18 protein-coding genes and 2 pseudogenes are annotated in these 18,403 nt (G+C 64.6%); 6 read left to right on the top strand and 14 right to left on the bottom strand.

Annotated elements, in window-relative coordinates; genetic code table 11:
• From BW970_RS19570 to BW970_RS19560, 3 genes are all read right to left on the bottom strand, one after another.
• A partial coding sequence (locus BW970_RS19570) for a helix-turn-helix domain-containing protein (RefSeq protein WP_144039034.1) occupies positions 1 to 397 on the bottom strand: 397 nt, incomplete at its 3' end.
• 232 nt (positions 398 to 629) lie between these two features.
• Positions 630 to 923 carry a CcdB family protein gene (locus BW970_RS19565; RefSeq protein ID WP_076534548.1) on the bottom strand — a complete coding sequence of 98 codons (294 nt, stop codon included), beginning with the start codon at positions 921 to 923 and terminating at the stop codon, positions 630 to 632.
• Between the two features lie 11 nt (positions 924 to 934).
• A complete protein-coding gene (locus tag BW970_RS19560) occupies positions 935 to 1,156 on the bottom strand; it encodes a type II toxin-antitoxin system CcdA family antitoxin (protein ID WP_076534545.1) in 222 nt (73 codons plus the stop codon).
• Between the two features lie 267 nt (positions 1,157 to 1,423).
• Between BW970_RS19560 and BW970_RS19555 the strand changes: the two genes are divergently transcribed.
• The 3 genes and pseudogenes from BW970_RS19555 (at position 1,424) to BW970_RS19545 (ending at position 3,344) form a co-directional block, all read left to right on the top strand.
• A complete protein-coding gene (locus BW970_RS19555; protein ID WP_229740565.1) occupies positions 1,424 to 1,909 on the top strand; it encodes a hypothetical protein in 486 nt (161 codons plus the stop codon).
• 216 nt (positions 1,910 to 2,125) lie between these two features.
• Positions 2,126 to 2,707, top strand: a pseudogene (locus BW970_RS21195) (hypothetical protein); the annotation flags it as partial.
• A gap of 10 nt (positions 2,708 to 2,717) precedes the next feature.
• Positions 2,718 to 3,344 (top strand): VOC family protein, encoded by a 627-nt coding sequence (locus BW970_RS19545; RefSeq protein ID WP_076534541.1) that lies wholly within the window; start codon positions 2,718 to 2,720, stop codon positions 3,342 to 3,344.
• A gap of 90 nt (positions 3,345 to 3,434) precedes the next feature.
• Here the strand turns inward: BW970_RS19545 and BW970_RS19540 are convergent, their stop codons facing one another.
• Genes BW970_RS19540 through BW970_RS20845 form a run of 5 tightly spaced genes read right to left on the bottom strand, consistent with a single transcriptional unit; the run spans position 3,435 to position 8,461 of the window.
• The gene (locus BW970_RS19540; RefSeq protein WP_076534538.1) at positions 3,435 to 3,779 is read right to left on the bottom strand and encodes a hydroxyisourate hydrolase; all 345 of its coding nucleotides are present in this window, start codon (positions 3,777 to 3,779) and stop codon (positions 3,435 to 3,437) included.
• Between the two features lie 10 nt (positions 3,780 to 3,789).
• Entirely contained in the window at positions 3,790 to 5,520 is a 1,731-nt protein-coding gene (locus BW970_RS19535; RefSeq protein WP_076534536.1) for a thiamine pyrophosphate-binding protein, read from the bottom strand.
• Between the two features lie 47 nt (positions 5,521 to 5,567).
• Positions 5,568 to 6,506, bottom strand: coding sequence for a Bug family tripartite tricarboxylate transporter substrate binding protein (locus BW970_RS19530; protein ID WP_076534534.1), 939 nt, complete (start codon positions 6,504 to 6,506; stop codon positions 5,568 to 5,570).
• Entirely contained in the window at positions 6,506 to 8,011 is a 1,506-nt protein-coding gene (locus BW970_RS19525) for a tripartite tricarboxylate transporter permease (RefSeq protein ID WP_076534532.1), read from the bottom strand. Before BW970_RS19525 ends, BW970_RS19530 begins: the two co-directional genes overlap by 1 nt.
• A gap of 3 nt (positions 8,012 to 8,014) precedes the next feature.
• Positions 8,015 to 8,461 (bottom strand): hypothetical protein, encoded by a 447-nt coding sequence (locus tag BW970_RS20845; protein ID WP_076534530.1) that lies wholly within the window; start codon positions 8,459 to 8,461, stop codon positions 8,015 to 8,017.
• Positions 8,462 to 8,612: 151 nt separating this feature from the next.
• Here BW970_RS20845 and BW970_RS19515 point away from each other — a divergent pair, with 151 nt between their 5' ends.
• Positions 8,613 to 9,557 (top strand): LysR family transcriptional regulator, encoded by a 945-nt coding sequence (locus BW970_RS19515; protein WP_076534528.1) that lies wholly within the window; start codon positions 8,613 to 8,615, stop codon positions 9,555 to 9,557.
• Between the two features lie 244 nt (positions 9,558 to 9,801).
• Here BW970_RS19515 and BW970_RS20655 read toward each other — a convergent pair whose 3' ends face one another.
• Positions 9,802 to 11,022 carry an acetolactate decarboxylase gene (locus tag BW970_RS20655; RefSeq protein ID WP_159441483.1) on the bottom strand — a complete coding sequence of 407 codons (1,221 nt, stop codon included), beginning with the start codon at positions 11,020 to 11,022 and terminating at the stop codon, positions 9,802 to 9,804.
• A gap of 70 nt (positions 11,023 to 11,092) precedes the next feature.
• On the opposite strand from BW970_RS20655, the gene BW970_RS20840 reads away from it, so the two are divergent.
• Entirely contained in the window at positions 11,093 to 11,701 is a 609-nt protein-coding gene (locus BW970_RS20840) for a Crp/Fnr family transcriptional regulator (RefSeq protein WP_076534526.1), read from the top strand.
• Positions 11,702 to 11,816: 115 nt separating this feature from the next.
• Positions 11,817 to 12,125: pseudogene (locus BW970_RS21375) on the top strand (IS66 family transposase); the annotation flags it as partial.
• A 460-nt stretch (positions 12,126 to 12,585) separates the two neighbouring features.
• Here the strand turns inward: BW970_RS21375 and BW970_RS19495 are convergent.
• From BW970_RS19495 to BW970_RS19475, 5 genes are read right to left on the bottom strand one after another with little or no spacing between them, the layout of a single operon-like run.
• Positions 12,586 to 14,172 carry a gamma-glutamyltransferase gene (locus BW970_RS19495; protein ID WP_076534524.1) on the bottom strand — a complete coding sequence of 529 codons (1,587 nt, stop codon included), beginning with the start codon at positions 14,170 to 14,172 and terminating at the stop codon, positions 12,586 to 12,588.
• Between the two features lie 32 nt (positions 14,173 to 14,204).
• Positions 14,205 to 15,449 carry an MFS transporter gene (locus tag BW970_RS19490; RefSeq protein WP_076534522.1) on the bottom strand — a complete coding sequence of 415 codons (1,245 nt, stop codon included), beginning with the start codon at positions 15,447 to 15,449 and terminating at the stop codon, positions 14,205 to 14,207.
• Entirely contained in the window at positions 15,437 to 16,180 is a 744-nt protein-coding gene (locus BW970_RS19485; protein ID WP_076534520.1) for an SDR family NAD(P)-dependent oxidoreductase, read from the bottom strand. Before BW970_RS19485 ends, BW970_RS19490 begins: the two co-directional genes overlap by 13 nt.
• A 4-nt stretch (positions 16,181 to 16,184) precedes the next feature.
• Entirely contained in the window at positions 16,185 to 17,183 is a 999-nt protein-coding gene (locus BW970_RS19480) for an ABC transporter ATP-binding protein (RefSeq protein WP_076534518.1), read from the bottom strand.
• Positions 17,180 to 18,238, bottom strand: coding sequence for an ABC transporter ATP-binding protein (locus BW970_RS19475; RefSeq protein ID WP_076534516.1), 1,059 nt, complete (start codon positions 18,236 to 18,238; stop codon positions 17,180 to 17,182). The genes BW970_RS19480 and BW970_RS19475 overlap by 4 nt, the downstream gene beginning before the upstream one ends.
• Between the last annotated feature and the right edge of the window lie 165 nt (positions 18,239 to 18,403).

The following is an 18,403-nucleotide window of genomic DNA, read 5'->3' as shown; positions in this document are numbered from 1 at the left end:
GGAATGCCTCGCCGGGCGCGAACACCAGCGGCACGAAAGTTCCACGATCCGTCGTGTGATACGCGCGCTGCCGTTCGTCCTTCCATTCACGAACGAAGGCCGCAACCCGCTCATAGGAACCGTCATATCCCAGCTTCACCAGATCGGCGTGCATCAGCTTCGCCGTCCGGCGTTCTTTGCGTGATTTGCGCTGGTCAGACACAAGCCATGCTGTCAGCTGCTTGGCATAAGGGTCAAGCTTGCTGGAGCGAGTTGGTGTCTGGAACGCAGGCTCAACGATCCCCTCGCGTAGATACTTCTTGATCGTGTTCCGCGATATGCCCGTGCGTCGCGCAATCTCGCGAATGGGCATCTTGTCTCGCAGCGCCCATGTCCTGATAACCTTCAAAAATCCCATGTCGATCACTCCATTTGCTCCCAGCTGCTTCAAGCCGGGGCAAGGTTGCACATGGGTCAATTCTCAATGACAATTTTGACTGCTGCCGGGTCAAATCTCAGTGGCAATCAACATCTATAATGCTCATAAAGTTAGCAAAGCACACAATACAAGTAGCTCTGTAGAAACATCCGATAATGTTGAATTATCGGATGTGCCGGAGTCACCCTGCATCAAGCGGCTGTCGCCACGCTCAGATACCATCGATCAGGATATCCAGCGCACGTTTGAGCACATCACGTTCGGCGGCGAGACTGGCGACCCGATCGCGCAGCTCCGCACCCGGAATGGCGGCAAGTTCCTGCACCCGGACGATCCAGGCATTGCCGTCAATCTCGACCTCGGGGGTCAGGCCGGAAAACGCCACATACCGCCCTTCCTCGCGCAGGGGCGCAACGATCCGCGAGGCGTCGATACCGATCAGATCGGTTTGCAGGTCAACGACCAGCATACCGCCTTTGAGGCGAAACACGTCAAACTGCGCCATATCGCCCGGCCTCAGAACGTACGAAACGCGGCGAGGGGCAATCCCTCGCGGGCCAGTTCCTCGGCATAGGCCGCGTTCGCCGCCCGGTTCTCCTCGCGCCAGAGCCGATTGCGCTCTGCCTTGGTCGCTGCGGCAATCGCCTTTTCAGCCAGGCGCGACATGTTGAGACCAAGCGCGCGGGCCGTCTCCGCCACTTCGGCGTCCAGCGTGAGATTCACCTTGATCCGACCCATCGAGTGCCCCAGTTTATACGTATAAATTGAGAGTATAGTTTAGGCTGCAAACGGGTGCAATACGGCAGGCCGCCGATCAGCACACATGTCATTTCGCGGGTTCCGGTGCGCATGAGCGGCGCGCGCGTCCGCCCCGGGTTCCCCCGCCGGGTGCCGCATATGAGTTCGGAATTGGGCGGACCGACGTGGTGTGGCAGTCCGTGCAGGAGCTCCGATAGCAACCTCGTCTTCGCGGCAGGTCCCTATGACCGGCGGAAGAAAAAACGGATGTCGGCATCTAACACCTCGGCAATCTGCCAGAAGGGAGCCTCGTTCGACGCCCCTGCCCCACTGTCGCCGATGGAGCGCCTCTACGATATCACCTTCCGCGCCCGGCCTGAGATCAGCGTCCCAAATGCGACAGTTCCGTTCGTGTTGGCGCAGGCCGATGAACGCGCCGATATCGACATCTCTGGCAGCGCCTTCGACTTCGTTCGGAGCATCCGCGTCTACCATGTCCAGTTCAGCCAGCGCGAGAACCGTGACGGGGAGTGCATCATTTCCGATGCCACGCGCCTTGGCTCCTACGGTGTGCAGGGTGATTACCACTGGCAGCGCTCGAGTGCCGCAGCCGTTCCGCCTGCCTCGCTCCTGCCCCGGCCCGCGCATTGCGGCTGGGTCGGTTACCGTTCGGTCTTCGTCGATTGGCGCGACCATGAAGGCAACTATGGCTTCGAAGAGGTCCGATACCGAACCCCGTGCGGGCCAGTGTAGCTCTGGCCCGCTCCGATCAACTTGCACCGGAGGCAGTGCATCACCCCAAAAAGGGAAACGACGCCAGACCGAGAAGCCTGACGCCGCGCTAGAAAAAAACCCTGAACACGGTTCTTCTAGCGCAGTGTCCGAACCCCTGCAGCCAGCAAAGTGTTTTTGCTGGCAAGAATGTTGTTTGCTCTCGACATGGTTTTGTCTCTCTCAGGAGATACGACCATGGAACCAACGACCGGCCTGATCCTCAGGCGGATCACGCAGACAGACCTCTCCGTTTCGGCGCACAAGCTGGCCACGCTCATCCTCAACGGAATTGCGTGGAAGGACGGGTATAACGGCCTGCCCCGCGGCACGGCCGCCTTCACCCTGTCCACTCTGGCAGAGAAGATGGGCGTCTCTCGCCAGTATCTGAGCGTGCTTCTGGGCGAGCTTGAAACCTCTGAGCTGAAGCTTGAGCGCGAGAAGTCGAACGGCAAGTTCGCCCCCTGGCTTTTCCGCTTCGCGGCCTTCGATGACAGCGAGCAGACCCACGATCTCGCGTCACACGGAGGCGACACATCACTATCTAGAAGAGATTCTAACAAAACTATATTCATAGGACAGATCAACATTGATGATTTTTCAAACGTCTTCCAGACATGTTGGGCCGAGCTGATCAAGGCCGCGAAAAGCACCCTACCCTGTTGGAACGTCGACACGCAGGTAATCTGGGAGCGCTTCCTTGCCTTCAACCGGGCGCGCGGGAACGACAAGGTTCCAGCAGGTTTCCTGCTTGGCTTCATGCGCCGGTGGCGCACCTCGCCTGTGGGATGTGGATTTCAAGCCCCTCGCCACTGCCGATGGCGGCGCGGGCCTGGTCGCGGTCGATCATGTCTCGCAAACCATGCCGTTCGACGAGATGCTAAGCTGGACCCAGTTCTACACCGCCCTTCTGGCGGCGCAGAAATCGCCGATGGTCGATGTGGCCGACCCCGAAGGTCTGGTGCGCAGCCAGGCGGTCAGATCCGGCGCATTGCGCATCACCCTGAACGGGGCCGAGGCCCCACGCACCCTTGCGACCCGGTTTCTGGCGGACAGCTTCGGCGCCGCCACCCAACACATCGCCTTTGCCTGCGACGACATCTTCGCCACGGCACAGGCCCTGTCGGACAACGGCTTTGCCGTGCTGCCCATTGGCGCAAACTACTATGACGATCTGGATGCCCGATACGACCTGCCGCCCGGCCTTCTAGCCCGCCTCAAGGCCGGGAACATCCTGTTCGACCAGGACGACAGCGGGCAATTCTATCAACTCTACAGCCGCCCCTTCGGCGACGGGCTGTTCTTTGAAATCGTCCAGCGCACAGACCGCTACGACAGCTATGGCGCCCCCAACGCCCCGTTTCGCATCGCGGCGCAGGCACGTTTGGGACAGCCTGTCACGATCCCGAAAAGATGATGCAGGCACCCGGACGCAGACCTGCCAACGACGTCGAAAGCGGGCAAACAGGCTGATCGCCATAAGGCCGGTTTGCCGCGATTGCAGGCCTCACGCGGACCACCAGGCCGAGAAGGCGTTGGGCGACAGCATGACCGGCACGTGATGATGCCCGGACGTCCGAGGCAAATCCAGTCGGATGGTGACACCGGAGACAATCTGCGGCCCGGTCCGTGGCACACCCCGGCCGCGCCAGTAGGGTTCGGTGTCGATGTGCAGCAGGATCAGGCCATCCCGTGGCACGGCATCGAGCGCGATTTCGCATTGCAAGCGCCCGCCGACATTGGTCACGCCCTCGGCCAGAATGGTGTCGCCCGCGCAAAGCCTGAGCGCGACACCGCCGGCATGGGTGCCGTCGGTGCCGTTCAGGGCATGGGTGGTGAAGGTGATGCTCATGCTGTGCCTTTCATTCGATGGATGCCTTGTCACGCTTGTCCGAGGTCGCAGCGATGATCGGGCTGATCACGCCCCGCGTCTTGACGTTGATCAGCGCGGGCTTGCCGCTGACGATGCCGCGCCGCACTGCCGCCGCGATCTGGTCGCGGTGTGTGATCAGTTCGCCGTAGCCGCCCAGCCCCTCGACCATGGCGTGAAACGGAATGTCGCGGAAATCGGTCGCCACATGCATCGGCGTCTTGAACAGGCGTTCCTGTTGCTGGCTGATCGCGTCCAGACCGCCGTTGTTGTCGATCACCACGGTGATCGGCAGTCCCTCGCAAAAGGCGGTTTCAATGGACAACCCACCAGCCAGAAACGCCCCGTCGCCCGACACCAGCACCACATTCGATGCCGGATGGATGTTCTTTGCCGACAGCGCAAAGGGCACGCCGCAGCCCAGCATCGAATTGATGCCGGGGTTCAGCATCCCCGCCAGTTGCCCGCCACGCCAACCGATCATGTTGACCGCGATCTCGGTCCAGAAATGCGTGTTGCCGCCGTCAAAGACCAGCCAGTCGCCCGCACCCATCGCCTTTTGCACCTCCAGCGCCAGATGCAGCGGGTGCACCTTGCGCCCCTCGGCGTCGTCCTGCGCGGCCTCGGTGGCAAGCGTCGCTTCCCAACCCGCGACCCAGTCGCCACGGCGGCTGCGTTGCAGGTCGAACCACTGCGGCCAGCTGCGCCCCAGCCCTGCCAGCGCCTCGCAGAAGGCACCCGGATCGCACAGCAACAGATCGTCGGCGGGTCGGTTGAACTCCAGTTCCTCATGGCTGCCATTGATGCAGACGACCCGCGTCGTCGCCGGAAAGAACGGCGCATTGCCAAAGTTCAGCGTGTTGTCCAGCTTGCCGCCGATCACCAGCACCAGGTCGCTGTCGGAAATGGCCGGTTTCGAGGGCGGATACTGGTGGAAATCGGCCAGCCCCATCCAGGGTTCGGCATCCTCGCCCATCAGCTTGCGGTGGCCGGGCTGGCCATAGACGGGCAGGCGCAGCGCGGTCGCGGCCTGCACCAGCGCCTCTTCGCCGCCTGCCCACCAGACCGAATGCCCGGCAATGATCACGGGTCGATCAGCCTTGCGCAGCAGATCCAGCACATGCGCCAGCGCGGCGGGGTCGGGCCAGGCACGGGCAGCCGGCCGGGGGCCGCGGTTCAGCGGACGTTCGGCCAGCCCGGCATCTTCGGGGAAGGAGGAAAACATGATGTCGACCGGCACCGACAGATGCACCGCGCCGGGATAGCCCGACAGTGCCGCGGTCCAGGCCCGATCAACATATTCCCGAATGCGCGTGCCGTCGCGCACCTGCACGGAATACTTGACCAGCGGCGCGGCGATGGCGACGTCGTCGATCTCCTTGAATCCGCCGGCGTTTTCGCGTTTCAAGGTCGAGGATGAGGTGATGAACACAATGGGCGTGCGCTCGCCCAGGGCTTCCATCATCGCGGGGACGGTATTGGCGAACCCCTCGGGGCCGACAAAGCAGACGGCAGGCTTGCGCGTCAGCCGGGTGTGACCATCGGCCAGATGCCCGGCCACCTGTTCATGCGGCGTGTTCATCACGGGCATCTGGCATTCGGCCATGCCCTCCAGCGCCGGGTTGCAGAACCCGCCTGCCAGGGTGAAGACGTGCTCGACGCCCTTGTCCTTGAGCGCGCGCGCCAAAAGCGCACCGCCGCGAATGCGTGGTGTGTCGGTCATAGGTGCCTCTTGTAACGGGAAGCGACGGCCGGGACTGGCCTTGTCGATTATTGTGGTTGCACGCCCGCGGCCCGCATGATGGCCAGGTTCGACGCGAGCTGCTTGTGCATGATCTCGGTCGCCTCGGCGGCGGTGCGGAACTGGACGACGGCGCTCATGCTGTCGGCAACCTCGCGAAAGGCAGGGTTTTCGGCGGCGGTGGCCAGCGTCGCTTCAAGCCGGGCGATCACGTCATCCGGGGTGCCCGCGGGCGCGATCAGCACGGTCTGCATGTCCATCCCGATCGGCAGGCCCAGTTCGGCGATGGTCGGCACGTCGGGCGAGCCGGCGTTGCGTTCCGTCGTCAGGGCCGCGATCACCTTCATCTGTTCGGGATAGCGGTGATGCACCCCACCCGAATAGGCCAGCAGGGCCTGTTCGCCCAGAATTGCGTTGACCATCCCAGGCCCGCCATCGACCGGCAGGATCTCTATGCTGATGTCATTGGCACGGGCAATCTCTGTCGCAAAGATCCGTGTCGTGGCGGACAGCGCGGCAAAGAGAAGGCCGGGGTTTTCGCGCGTGTGGGCAATCATGCCTGCATAATCGTCGAACGGCGCCGATGTCGGCGCGATCAGCGCAATGTCAAAGCTGGTCAACATGCCGGCAAAGGAAAAATCGTCGATGGAAAACGGCACCTGCGCCATCAGCGCCGGGGTCAGCGTGATCGTCTGCGTGGGGTTCAGCATGATGTTGTAGCCGTCTGCAGGCATCGAGCGCAGCCCTGCCAGCGCCGCCCCACCCGCCGCGCCGGGGCGGTTGACCACGTTCACCGGCACGCCCAGTTCCTCGGCCATCACGCTGGCCAGTGCACGGCCCAGAAGGTCGGACTGTCCGCCGGGGCCAAAGCCGACAATCAGCGAGATCGGTCGCTCGGGCCAGTCCGCCAGCGCAGGCGAGGCGACAGTCAGCGCGATCAGCGCGGCAGCTTTCAGGGTCTTGAACATCAGATCTCCTCCGGGTGTTCGGGTTTGCGGCTTGCGCCACGGGTAAAGCGCCAGACGGCAAGTGCTGTCATGGCCAGAAATATCAGGGCGATCGGGTGGGCGAGCAGGTTGGCCGGGTCGCGTTCGAGGATCTGGATCGACTGACGCAAGGTCAGCTCGAACGCCCGGCCAACGACGAAGCCGATCAGGAAGTTGACGACCGAAAAGCCCAGCTTGACGAACAGCACGCCCAGCACGGCAAAGGCCAGCATCACCTGGACGCCGAACGCACCCCCGCCTTCGACCCATGCACCGATGACGCAAAGGATCAGCACGACGGGAACAACCCGCCTTGTCGGCACGCGAACCACCTGCGCAAAGACCCGCTGGAACAATAGCCCGATCAGCAACAGCGCAAGGCTGGCTGCCATCATCGCTGCATAGATGCCACCGACCAGACGCGGCTGCTGGGCAAACATCATCGGCCCCGGTGTGACGCCGTGCAACATGAAGGCCCCGATCAGGATGGCCGCGATGACACTGCCGGGAATTCCCAGGGCAAACAGCGGGATCAGACTGGCGGGGACCACCGCGTTGTCGGCGCTTTCCGAGGCTGCGACCCCCTCGATCGCGCCGTTGCCAAAGCGCCCCGGTTCTTTCGACCGGCTGCGGGCAAGGCCATAGGACAGGAACGAGCCCACACTGGCCCCCAGCCCCGGCAGGATGCCCACGCCAATCCCGATGGCCGTGCCGCGCGCGATGGCCGGGGCAGCGCGGCCCCAGTCGTCGCGGGTCATGCGGCTGTCATCGGGGTCTGCGCCCTTGGCAATGGTGGCGGCCTGCTGGTCCAGCGCCGCGCGATTTCCGGCTTGCAGGATCATCTCGGCCACAGCCAGCATCCCGATGGCCATCGGGATCAGCGGGATGCCATCGAACAGCCGGTAATCGCCAAAGGTCAGGCGCGGCAAACCGGATTCGATTTCCAGCCCCACGGTGGCCGCCAGCAGCCCCAGAAGCGCCGCGACCAACCCCTTGGCCAGTGATTGCGCCGACAGGCCGGCAACAAAGGTCAGCGAGAAGACCAGAACGGCGCAGATTTCCACAGGGGTGATCGCCAAGGCATAACTGGCAATGGGTTGTGCCAGCACCACCAGCGCAAGCGTCGCCCCCAGATCGCCCAGCACCGAGGCGAAAAGCGCCGCCTTCAGTGCCTTGCCGGCCTTGCCCTGCCGCGCCAGGGGATAGCCGTCCAGCGCGGTCGGCGCCGAAGACGGCTCGCCCGGCACATTCAGCAGGATCGCCGAAACGGCGCTGCCTGCCGCCGACCCTTTGGCGATGCCGATCAGAAAGGCAATGGCGGGCAGCGCGGGCAGTGCAAAGGTCAAGGGTATGGCGATGGCAACGGCGGTCGCCTTTCCCAGCCCCGGCAACGCGCCCACAAGATACCCGATCGCCACGCCCGCGATGATCCAGAGCAGGACCATCGGGTGCAGAATGTCGGAAAAGCCTGACAGGATCGGGGTCATCGCCTAGCCCACCGTCGTGCCGAGGATACGATAAAGCAGCAACCAGCCCGCTCCCAGCGCCCCGGCGGGCAAAAGGATCAGCGCCAGCGGATTGCGCTCGCCCATCATCAATGCGGCGCCGACCACCAGCAAGGCCCCGGCCACCAGTGGCCCCGCAAGCCGCAGAACCCACAACGCCAACAGCACCAGGGCGGGCAATGTCACAAGGGCCAGCACTTCGGCGCGCATGAAGGGGCCGGGTCGGTGCGCGGCAATCCGAGAGCTCAGTACCGCCTGCGCCGCGATCCACAGACCCAGCGCAAGGACGGCCCACATCGTGATCTGTGGCAGCAGTCGCGGCGACAACTGCCCGGAAAACCCGCTCGGGATCTGCGCCGGGATCACCCACAGCAGCATCACAATGGCGAAAAGGACCAGCGCAAGGCCGGAAAGCGTTTCGGTGGCGCGCATGTTCCCCTCCCTCTACTCTTGCAGAAGTGCCCGTGCCCCGCGCGACCGGACGGCATGGCAAAGAGAGGCTAGCAGGGCGGTTGCCGATGTGGAAATATCATTTGCGGCGAAGTTCCATGCCGAAGCGGCATGGTCGAGGCGGAGGCAAGGCGTGAACATCAAACTCCAGCAATTGCGATACTTCGTCTCGGTGGCGGATCACGGCAGTATCTCGGCCGCCTCGGCAAGTCTGGGCATTGCGCAGCCTGCGGTCTCGCGTCGCCTTGCCGATCTGGAGCAGGAGGTCGGCGCGACACTCTTGCAGCGCAGGTCCACCGGGGTTTTCCTGACCGAAACCGGCAAGGTCTTTCTTGACCACGCACGTGCGGTGCTGCGCCGCCTTGATCGCGCCGAACGCGATCTGATGCTGGCGCGCGGCGCGGTGCCCGACGAAGTGCGTTTTGTGGTGCCGCCGGCGCTCAGCCGCTTTGTCGCCGCGCCGCTGGTGCGGGCGGTGATGACAGAATATCCCAACATCCGGGTCACATGCATAGAGACCCATTGGGACGATGCGCGCAAGCGCATGGAAGAAGGGCGCGGGGATCTGGCGCTGGTCACCAACGGCCATCTTTTTGCGAACACCAACGCCGAGGCATGGCTGCGCGACCTGATCTACTTTGGTGGGGCGCTCACATCCGAGTTTCACGGGGATGCCCCCATCGGCATGGCCGAGATTGCCCGCCAGCCACTGATCATGCCCAGTCGCCGCTACCTGATCCGGCGTATGCTGGACGAGATCGCGGCACATCAGGGACTGTCCCTGGCCATTGCGCACGAGATCGATTCCGGCACGCTGACCGAATCCTATCTTGAGGAGGGTCTGGGCTTCACCATCTCGATCTGGCAGACTTTTTTTGCGGGCGTGGCACGGGGGCAGATGTTCGCGCGTCCGATTGCCCTGCCGGCGCTTGACCGGACGCTGACCATCGTGACGCAACGCCCGGAACATCGCACCCACGCCACCGAGATTGCGGCAGGGTTCTTGCGGGAACGACTGACATCGCTGTACAGGGCCGGTATTCTGCGCGGCACCCTGCTGCAAGGCGGTCCGGCCTGAGCGGACAGTCGCGCCCTGTCCGAACGCATCCGGGTACCGGATTCCGGCAGGCCCCGGCACAACCTGCATACGGCGGCCACATCCGACCGCGCGAGGCCCGGCCCCGCACCGACCAGGCCGCGCGACTGGCGGCGTCCGATGACGGGGGTAGTTGCCACCGCCCCTGCCCGGAGGGAGGCCCAAGGCGGTTCAGAGCCTTTGCAAGGGCGGCCAGCGTCAGGACGATGCGCTGTGAGGGCAGGCCTCAGTGCCCGTGGGGGGCATGTCCCGAGACCAGCGCCAGATGATGCGCCTGATGGTGCATACCCACCGTCATCAGCCCGATGAAACCAAGTCCCCGGATGCGGGTGACATCCGGCCCCGTAATGGTCATCACCGCGCCGCCGGCGGTCTCTTTGGCCTGCATGTCCCAGCCTTCCACGCCGTTCATCGTGGTCACATGGGCCAGCACCATCGCGCGGATGGACACGACAACAGCCGGGTCGGTGGCGGTAACGGTGAACCGCGCCCCGCCGTCGATGTCGTCCCGGACCACAGCAGCCCGCAGCGTGACGTTGTTCATGTCGATCAGGTGCTGGCGCAGGGCCTCAATGTCGACCCTGCTCCAGTCTGTCGCAGGATCGGCCATCAGCGCAGCGGTGATTTCCTGGATCGCGGCAAAGGCGGCTTGACCGGCTTCACGCAGCGCGGGCACGGGGCCTTGCATCGTGTGATCAGGCGCGGAGGCAGGCGACGCCACGGGCAGCAACAGCATTGCACCCTGCGGGATCGTGATCTCGTCCACATGGCCCGACCGCGTTCCGTCCGCCGAGACGAAATGCAGGTGCAACCGTTCGCCCGGATGCGAGGCGATGCCTTCCAGCGCGGCGCCGGTATAGACGCCGATGATTGCGCCGGCCGCGCCCGCCTCGTCATACAGGTTTATCCCCGACTTGCTGTTGGCGCGGCCCCCGCCGTGACCCTGGCCGTGACCCGCGCCATGGCCGCCGTTCGTCGCGGCCTTGCCCGTGACCACATGCCAGACCAGTTGCGGGAAACTGCCTTCGATCCGGATCGGAAACCCGCCTCCGGCATCAAGACCAAGGCTTTGCGCCTGCATTTCGATGAAATGGGTCAGCCGATCAGGCGCCATGTCGTGCGGAATTTGCACGGACTGCCAGTTGACTACCGTACCATAGGCGAGAATGACCGCCTCTTCCCCGGCGTCTGGTGGTGTCAGGCGCGCGAGCGCGTCATCGCCACGGCTGACCAGGACCGCGCCGTCGCGGATCACCACCTCGCCGTGCAGCCCGGCAATCGCGCCCACCCCCCAGGCGGCGGGGGCGGTCAGGGTGTCCAGCGCAATGCTGCCTTCCGTCTCGCCCGTATGCATCATGTGGCGAAAGTTGCCATGCACCGTCAGATCCTGGGCATCAAGGGTGGCAGGAACGGTCAAGGCACAGGCGAAGACGATGGAACGCAGCATGGCAAGGCACCCGGAATGTTGCTTTGCCCCGGTATTGCAGCAGCCTGACCACGATCATATGATTATAGTCATGCACCAAGCGCTTCTCCCTCTGTTTGCCGGATCACGATCCTTTGACCTGCCGGTGGGCGAGGCGGTGTTTCTGACCGGGCAGCGCGTCGAGACGATCTTCATGCTGCGCTCTGGTCAGGTGCAGTTGCAGCGGCACACACCCCACGGTGCCAGATTGATCTTGCAGATTGCAGGGGCGGATACGGTATTGGCCGAGGCTTCGGCCTTTTCCGAAAGCTATCACTGCGACGCCGTTGCAACCGAAAGGGCCACCCTGGCTGCCCTGCCGAAACCCGCCTTCATCGCGGCCTTGCGCGACGATCCTGACCTTGCGCTGGCCTGGTCCGCCACGCTGGCACGGTCGGTCCAATCCGCGCGCGTCCGTGCGGAAATCCGGTCGCTCCCGAAAGTTGCCGAACGGCTTGATGCCTGGCTGGACGAGGGGCACGGCCTGCCGGAGAAAGGCCGCTGGCAGGACGTCGCGGCAGAATTGGGCATAACGCGCGAGGCGCTCTACCGCGAACTGGCCAGACGGCGGAAGGCCAATCCCCCCGCCGGAGCTCTGACACAAGAGCGGATGACAAAGCATGACATTCCCCAGAGCGGCGCCACCAGCCCGATCAGGTGATTTGGCGGTCCATCCCCGCGTGGGCGGGGAACACTCTTGCTGCGGAGGATTGATGCACCAGCGAAATCCCGATGTCAAAGAACCTACCGGCGTTTCGGCGCGGTGCAGGTGTCCTGGCTACAACCGCCTGACCAAGCCATCGCGCCAGCGCGGCGCACCCGTTCGGGTGGCGCATTGCTGGGCACATGCGCGGCGCAAGCTCAAGGTAGTCTTCGACCGCGACCGCTCCGAGATCGCCGCCGAGGGCCTGCGCCACATCGCCGAATTCTATGTCGTCGAAGCCGACATCAGGGGCGTCTCACCCGGTTAGCGCCTCTCGGCCCGTCAGTCCCGCACTGCGCCGCTGGTGGCGGCCTTCGGCGACTGGCTTCAGGCGCAGCGTCGCAAGATCGCTTCCAAATCCCGCTTGGGCGAAAAGCTCGCCTAGATCCACAATCGCTGGGATGGCCGCGCTTCTCCGCACAAGACTTTACAGCCGGTGGAGCGAGAAGGGCAGATGCGCGCGGATGAGGACCGGCTCGCCGTCCAGTGCCACGACCGGGGCAGCCTTGCGTGGGCAGCGGCGAAGCCCCAACCTTCAGCTCCAGAATTGGACTGCCTGTTCCAGAGCATTCGACGACGGACCGAAACCAGAGAACACCTGAGCCGGTCTGCCGAGCAGTCCTGCTCTTGCTTCGTCCGCCGCGATAGCCAAAATTCTGACGATTGATCACCACATCAACAGGTGGATTGCCTTGCTGGTAGAAGAGACCATGCAAGGCAAGACGAATGTTGCAGGCCGCAGATCGCCGACCCGATCAAAGGCGTGATCGAAAGAACATTCGTCCGGCGCTTGTCATTGTGGCCAACGCCTTGGGTCTCGCCGTGGCGCTGAGGATGCGTGTTCAACGCTTGTCCGATACCTCCGTTTCGCTGACGGCATCGCCCCATGGCGTCATGATCTCTGTCGCGCCGCAGTTGCGCCCGCCCTGGCGCATCACACCCGCCGGGACGCCGAAGGCATAGGGATGCACCGTGCGGCGGGCGGTGCGCATCGGCAGGGTTGCGGCCAGCGCCTGTTGCACCGAGGCAGGCAGCGTCTCATCCGCTATGGCCAGATCGGGGTTGCTCAGGTCGATGCGGGGATGGTGAAAGGCCGCCTCCAGCGACATGCCGAAATCCACCATGAAGCTGGTCAGATTGGCGACCGCCGGCAGGATCTTGCGCCCGCCCGAGGCGCCGATGGCGAACATCCGGTCCCCCTGCTGGCCGATGGTGGGGCAGATGTTCATCAGGCAGCCCTTGTCGGGGGCCAGCGAATTTGGCCGGCCCGGTTCGGGATCGAACCACATGATGCCGTTGTTCATCAACATGCCGGTCGTGGGCGAAACGATGTGGCTACCAAAGATCGACAGCAGCGTCTGGGTGACATTCACCATGTTCCCCGCACGGTCAACGATGCTGAAAGTGGTGGTGCAGGCCGGAGCCTCGTCGTGGCCTCCGGTATCCCCGGCATGGGCCAGCCGGTGGCGGTAGGCGGCCGACAGCGCGGCGGCCAGCGCGGCATAGCTGTCCCCCGAGGGCGCCTCGGTCGGGCGAAACGCCTGTTCCATCTGTTCCAGCGTCGCGCGCAGGTCATCCCCCGCGCTCAGGCCCGAGGGCGCGTGGATCATCGCATCGCGGTAGCGAAAGCTGCGCGGGGCCGAGGCGCGGGCGCGATACCCCGCCAGATCCGCCAGCGACAGCGCGCTGCCCTTGGCCTGCATATCCGCCACCAGGGCCGCGGCCAGTTCGCCTTCGTAAAAGTCGCGCGGCCCGGCTTCGGCCAGGCGGCGCAGGCTGCGGGCCATCACGGATTGGTCCAGCCGTGCCTCGGTGGCGGCGGTCCAGCCGGAAATGTTGGGCCACTGGCCGTCGATCAGGAACATGCGCGCCGCATCGGAATCGCGCGCCAGTTGCCGCGTGGCCGAGGCGATCAGCAGCGAGGCATACCAGTCGATCAGCATCCCGCGCTCGGCCAGCGCGATGGCCGGGGCCAGCAGATCGGCCCAGTCGCGGGTGCCATAGCGGCTGTGCGCCAGTTCCATCCCCGCCACGGTGCCCGGCACCGCCACTGCCGTGGCACCATAGATGTTGCGATCTCCGGCGACGCGGGTCCAGGGGAACAGATCGCCCGCAGCGTGATCCCGTTCCAGCGGATAGTCGGCCAGATCAAGCCCGGCGGGCGAGCGCATCCCGAATTCGATGGTTTCCGCACGACTCTCGCCCGCGCGCCACAGGGTCATCATGCCGCCGCCCATCGGGCCGCTCATCCAGGGTTCGACCACCCCAAGCGCAAACGAAGTGGCAACGGCAGCATCCATCGCATCGCCCCCGTCGGCCAGCACCTTGGCACCTACCTCCGCAGCGGTGCGGTGTTGGGCGGCCACGACGCCGCCTTCGGTCCAGACAACCTCTTTGCGGATGTGCTGGGTCTGGGAAAAATTGGTCATCGGGCTCTCCTGCGATACGTCGTTCGGAATGGTCAGGGGCGCGGCGCCGGGCGCCGAGCAGGGCCTGCAAACAACGCAAGCCCTGCCAGAATGGGGATAATTCCGGCAAGCACAAGGCCACCGGAATAGCCGTCGCTGGCGGCAAAGACCCGTTGTATCGCCAACGGGGCCACAACGTAGCCGCTGAACAGCACAAAGGTGCCTGCGGCGGTGATCTCGCCCACGCGACCCTCGGGCGCCGCCTCGGCCAGACCGCTGAGGAACACGCCGTTCCACGATACGACCGTCAGTCCCGCCAGCGCCGACAGGGCGATGACCCAGACCGTGCCGCTGTTCGGGCCGATGGTGGCCAGCGCGATCATCGTGGCGCCCGACACCAGGCACAACAGCGACAGCGCCCGCACCGGGGCGCCCATCCGGTCGCTGAGCCAGCCCATCAGCACGCGCCCCGGAACGCCAATCCCCTGGAGAACCGCAAAGGCGACACCGGCACCGACAATAGACCATCCAGCATGATCGCTCAGGATGACCGGGTAATAGCCCATCAGGATGCCCTGCGCGATGCCCAAGGCAAAACCTGCTGCCGTCATCCCTGCCAGTGTCGGTCGGCCCAACACCAGCGCAAACAGCCGAACCGGTGCGACAAGCAGGCTGCGCCAGGGTATGGGCGCACGGGCAACCGGCGCTTCGGCATCCAGCCCGCGAAAGCGACCCAGCACAACAGCGGCCAGAACGGCCAGCGCCGCGGCGATGGCAAGCCCGGCCCCGACCGATCCGGTCAGCACCGCAACCAATGGCAACAGCAGCCCCGCCGCCAGCCCACCCAACGGGACGCCAGCCTGTTTGATGGAAAAGATCGTTGCGCGTCGATGCCGTGGCACCACCTTCATCAGCAGATCGCTGCCTGCCGGGGCAGAGGGGCCATAGCCCAGTCCGATCAGAAAGGCGCACAGCAACAGGGCCTCCCATCGGCCAAGGCCGGTCAGCAGCATGGCTCCACCGGCCAGCACGCAGCCCAGTTGCAACTGCCGCAACGGCGCCATCCCTGCCAGCAGTGCCGGACCCCACAGAAAGAACAGCATGCTGCCCAGGCTGGTGACCGATGAAAGCTGACCCACCGCTTCTGGCGGCACGCCGGCCGCCAATGTAAGGGGCATTCCAAAGATCGGCAGGGCGCGGCTCATCAGCGCCAGCACAGCCTGCACCAGTGTGACGGCCACGACCAGCGGCAGCCATTCGGGCGTCGCCCGCCCGGCGGGACGGGTCAGATCACCCACTGGAACCCGTCGATCACGATGTCCTGCCCGGTGACGAAACAGGGTTCGGACAGCGCGAGAAAGGCGACCACCTGCGCCACATCCGCCGGTGTGCCCGTGCGACCAAGCGCGATGCCGGCCACCAGTTGATCCTTGCGGGCGCGGATCATGTCGTTGCTGCGTTCGGTCTCGATCACGCCGGGGCAAACAGCATTGACCAGCACATGCGGCGCCATCTCCTTGGCCAGCGCACGGGTCATGCCCAGCAAACCCGCCTTGGCCGCCGTATAGGAAAACTTGCTGACCGCCGAAGTCACGCCACCCGAGTGGGCATTGAGCGAGGACATCATCACGATGCGCCCGGCTTGCCGGGACAGCATGTGCGGCGCCACTGCATGGGTCCAGTTGAACGCGCCCTTGAGGTTGATGGCGATGGTCCGGTCAAATTCCTCTTCGGTGATCTCGGTGATGCCCTTGGAATTGGATCGCCCGGCATTGTTCACCAGAATGTCCAGCCGTCCGGCATCGGCCAGCACCGCGTCCACCACCTGATGCGCGCGGGCATGATCGGCCACATCCGCCTCGAAGGTCCAGGCCCGGCGGCCCATGCCCTCTATTTCGGCACGGGTGCGGGCCAGATCATCGGGGATCAGATCGACCAGCACGATGTCACACCCCTGCCGGGCCAGTTCATGCGCGCAGCCCCGGCCTATGCCGCGCCCGCCGCCGGTGATAAGAGCAACCTTTGTCATTCGTTCATGTCCTGTCCTTGGTCGGTGGGGTCACGCTGCCGGCAAAATGGCAGGCAACGATCTGGCTGCCAACCTTACGTTCCGCCGGATCCTCGGCGCGACAGATGGGCTGAACATGCGGGCAGCGCCCCTGGAACCGGCAGCCGGGCGGCAGGCGTGCCGCGTCCGGCGGCTCGCCCTCCAGCCAGAAATTCTCTGTCACGCGAGGGCCGTTGACCTTGGGCAGCGCCGCCAGAAGCGATTGGGTATAGGGGTGTTTCGGCGCGTCCATGATATCGTCTGCCGACCCGATCTCGACGATGCGGCCCAGGTACATCACCGCGATCCGATGACACATCAGGCGCACGACCGACAGATCGTGACTGATGAAGATGTAGGACAGATCAAAGGTTTCTCGCAGATCGCGGAACAGCCGCAGCACCGCAGCCTGCACCGACACATCCAGCCCGGCTGTAGGTTCGTCCAGAATGACGATGTCGGGGTTCAACATCAGAATCCGCGCAAGGCCGACGCGCCGCTGCTGTCCGCCCGAGATTTCATGGGGAAACAGATTGGCATGGCCCGCAGGCAGGCCGACCGACACCAGGATTTCCGTCACCTTGCGCAACCGTTCGGCGCGGGGCAAATCGGTGTGGATCACCAGCGGCTCTTCCAGCGATTTGCCGATCTTCCAACGCGGGTCCAGCGAGGCGCCGGGATCCTGATAGGCATATTGCAACCGTCTGCGCAGGGCACGGGCCGCCCGCGGGGATTGCCCGGCGATTTCGTTGCCATCCAGCAGGATCGAACCGGAGGTCGGTTTCTGGATGCCCATCAGCGTCTTGCCCAAGGTGGACTTGCCGCAGCCGGATTCGCCCACCAACCCGAGGATCTCTCCCTGCGACAGATGCAAGCTGACACCGTCCAGCGCACGAATCTCTCCCAGACGGCGCCCGAACGGCCCGGCAATGGGAAAGCGCACCATCAGGTCATGCACGCTGAGGATGGAATCGGCGGCGCTCATGCGAGGGACTCCTTGATCTGGCCAACAGGCGGGTGCGCACAGGACAAGGGATCGACGCAGCGCACGATATGTGCCGGTCCGGCCTGTGCCACGGGCGGGCGGCTGGCACAGGTTGCTTGGGCGCGATCACAACGCGGCGCAAAGCGGCAGCCGGGCGGCGGGGCGTAAAAGCTGGGCAGCTCCCCCGGAATTCCGGTCATGCCGCCGCCACCTTCGGGGCGGCTGGCGAGCAGTTTGGCGGTGTAGGGGTGGGAGGGGGCGTTGAAGAATTCATCCACTGGCGCCGATTCCACCTCTTGTCCGGCGTACATCACGGTGATGCGGTCGCAGATCTCATAGGCGGATCCAAGGTCATGGGTCGTCAGCATCACCGCAACGCCGCGTTCGGTGGCCAGGCGCCGCAGCAGGCCGAGGATCTGGGCCTGAATGGTTACATCCAGTGCCGTGGTGGGCTCGTCCGCAATGATCAGGTCGGGTTCGGGCAGCAACGCCATGGCGATCATCAGACGCTGGCGCTGCCCTCCCGACACCTCGTGCGGATATTTGCGCAACATCTGTTCGGGCTGCGGCAACTGCACCGCTGCAAGGGTCGCGAGGATCTTTTCCCGGTCCTGCCTGCGTCGGTCCTTGGGGTAGCGTGTCAGCAAGGCAGGCAGCCTGCCTGGCACGTCCGGGCGCAAGGGCGATTTCCACTTCATCAGTTCGTCGATCTGCTGGCCGATGGTGAACACCGGATTGAGCGCGGTGAAGGGATCCTGCGGAATGAAGGTGACGCGCCGCCCGCGCACCGCCTCTTGCCGGGGGGCGGCTGTCGCAGACAGCATGTCTACGCCGTCAAAGTCGATCCGCCCGCCTCGCACTTCCAGGGAATGACGGGGCAGCACGCCTAGAATCGCGCTGGCCAATGTGGTCTTGCCACAGCCCGACTCGCCAACCAGCCCCATGATCTCGCCGCGCCGCATGGTCAGGTTCGCCCCATCCAGCACATGGGCAAATCCACCGTCGCCGCGAAAGCCGAGGCTGAGATTTTCGACGGTCAGAAGGGGGGTGCTCATTTGCGGCCCTTTCTCAGCTTGGGGTCAAGAACATCGCGCAAGCCGTCGCCCAACAGGTTGAACCCCATGAGGCTCTGTTGCACAAATCCCGTGTGGGATTCATCTCATGAATCCAGCGTGGTAGCTGGGATACATGAGCAGACCTACACCCCCGACCTACAGGAC

The organism is Gemmobacter megaterium (assembly GCF_900156815.1).
In the GTDB taxonomy this organism is placed as follows: Bacteria; Pseudomonadota; Alphaproteobacteria; order Rhodobacterales; family Rhodobacteraceae; genus Wagnerdoeblera; species Wagnerdoeblera megaterium.
Note: the sequence above shows the minus strand (reverse complement) of the source record. Positions and strands in the feature narration are given on the sequence as shown.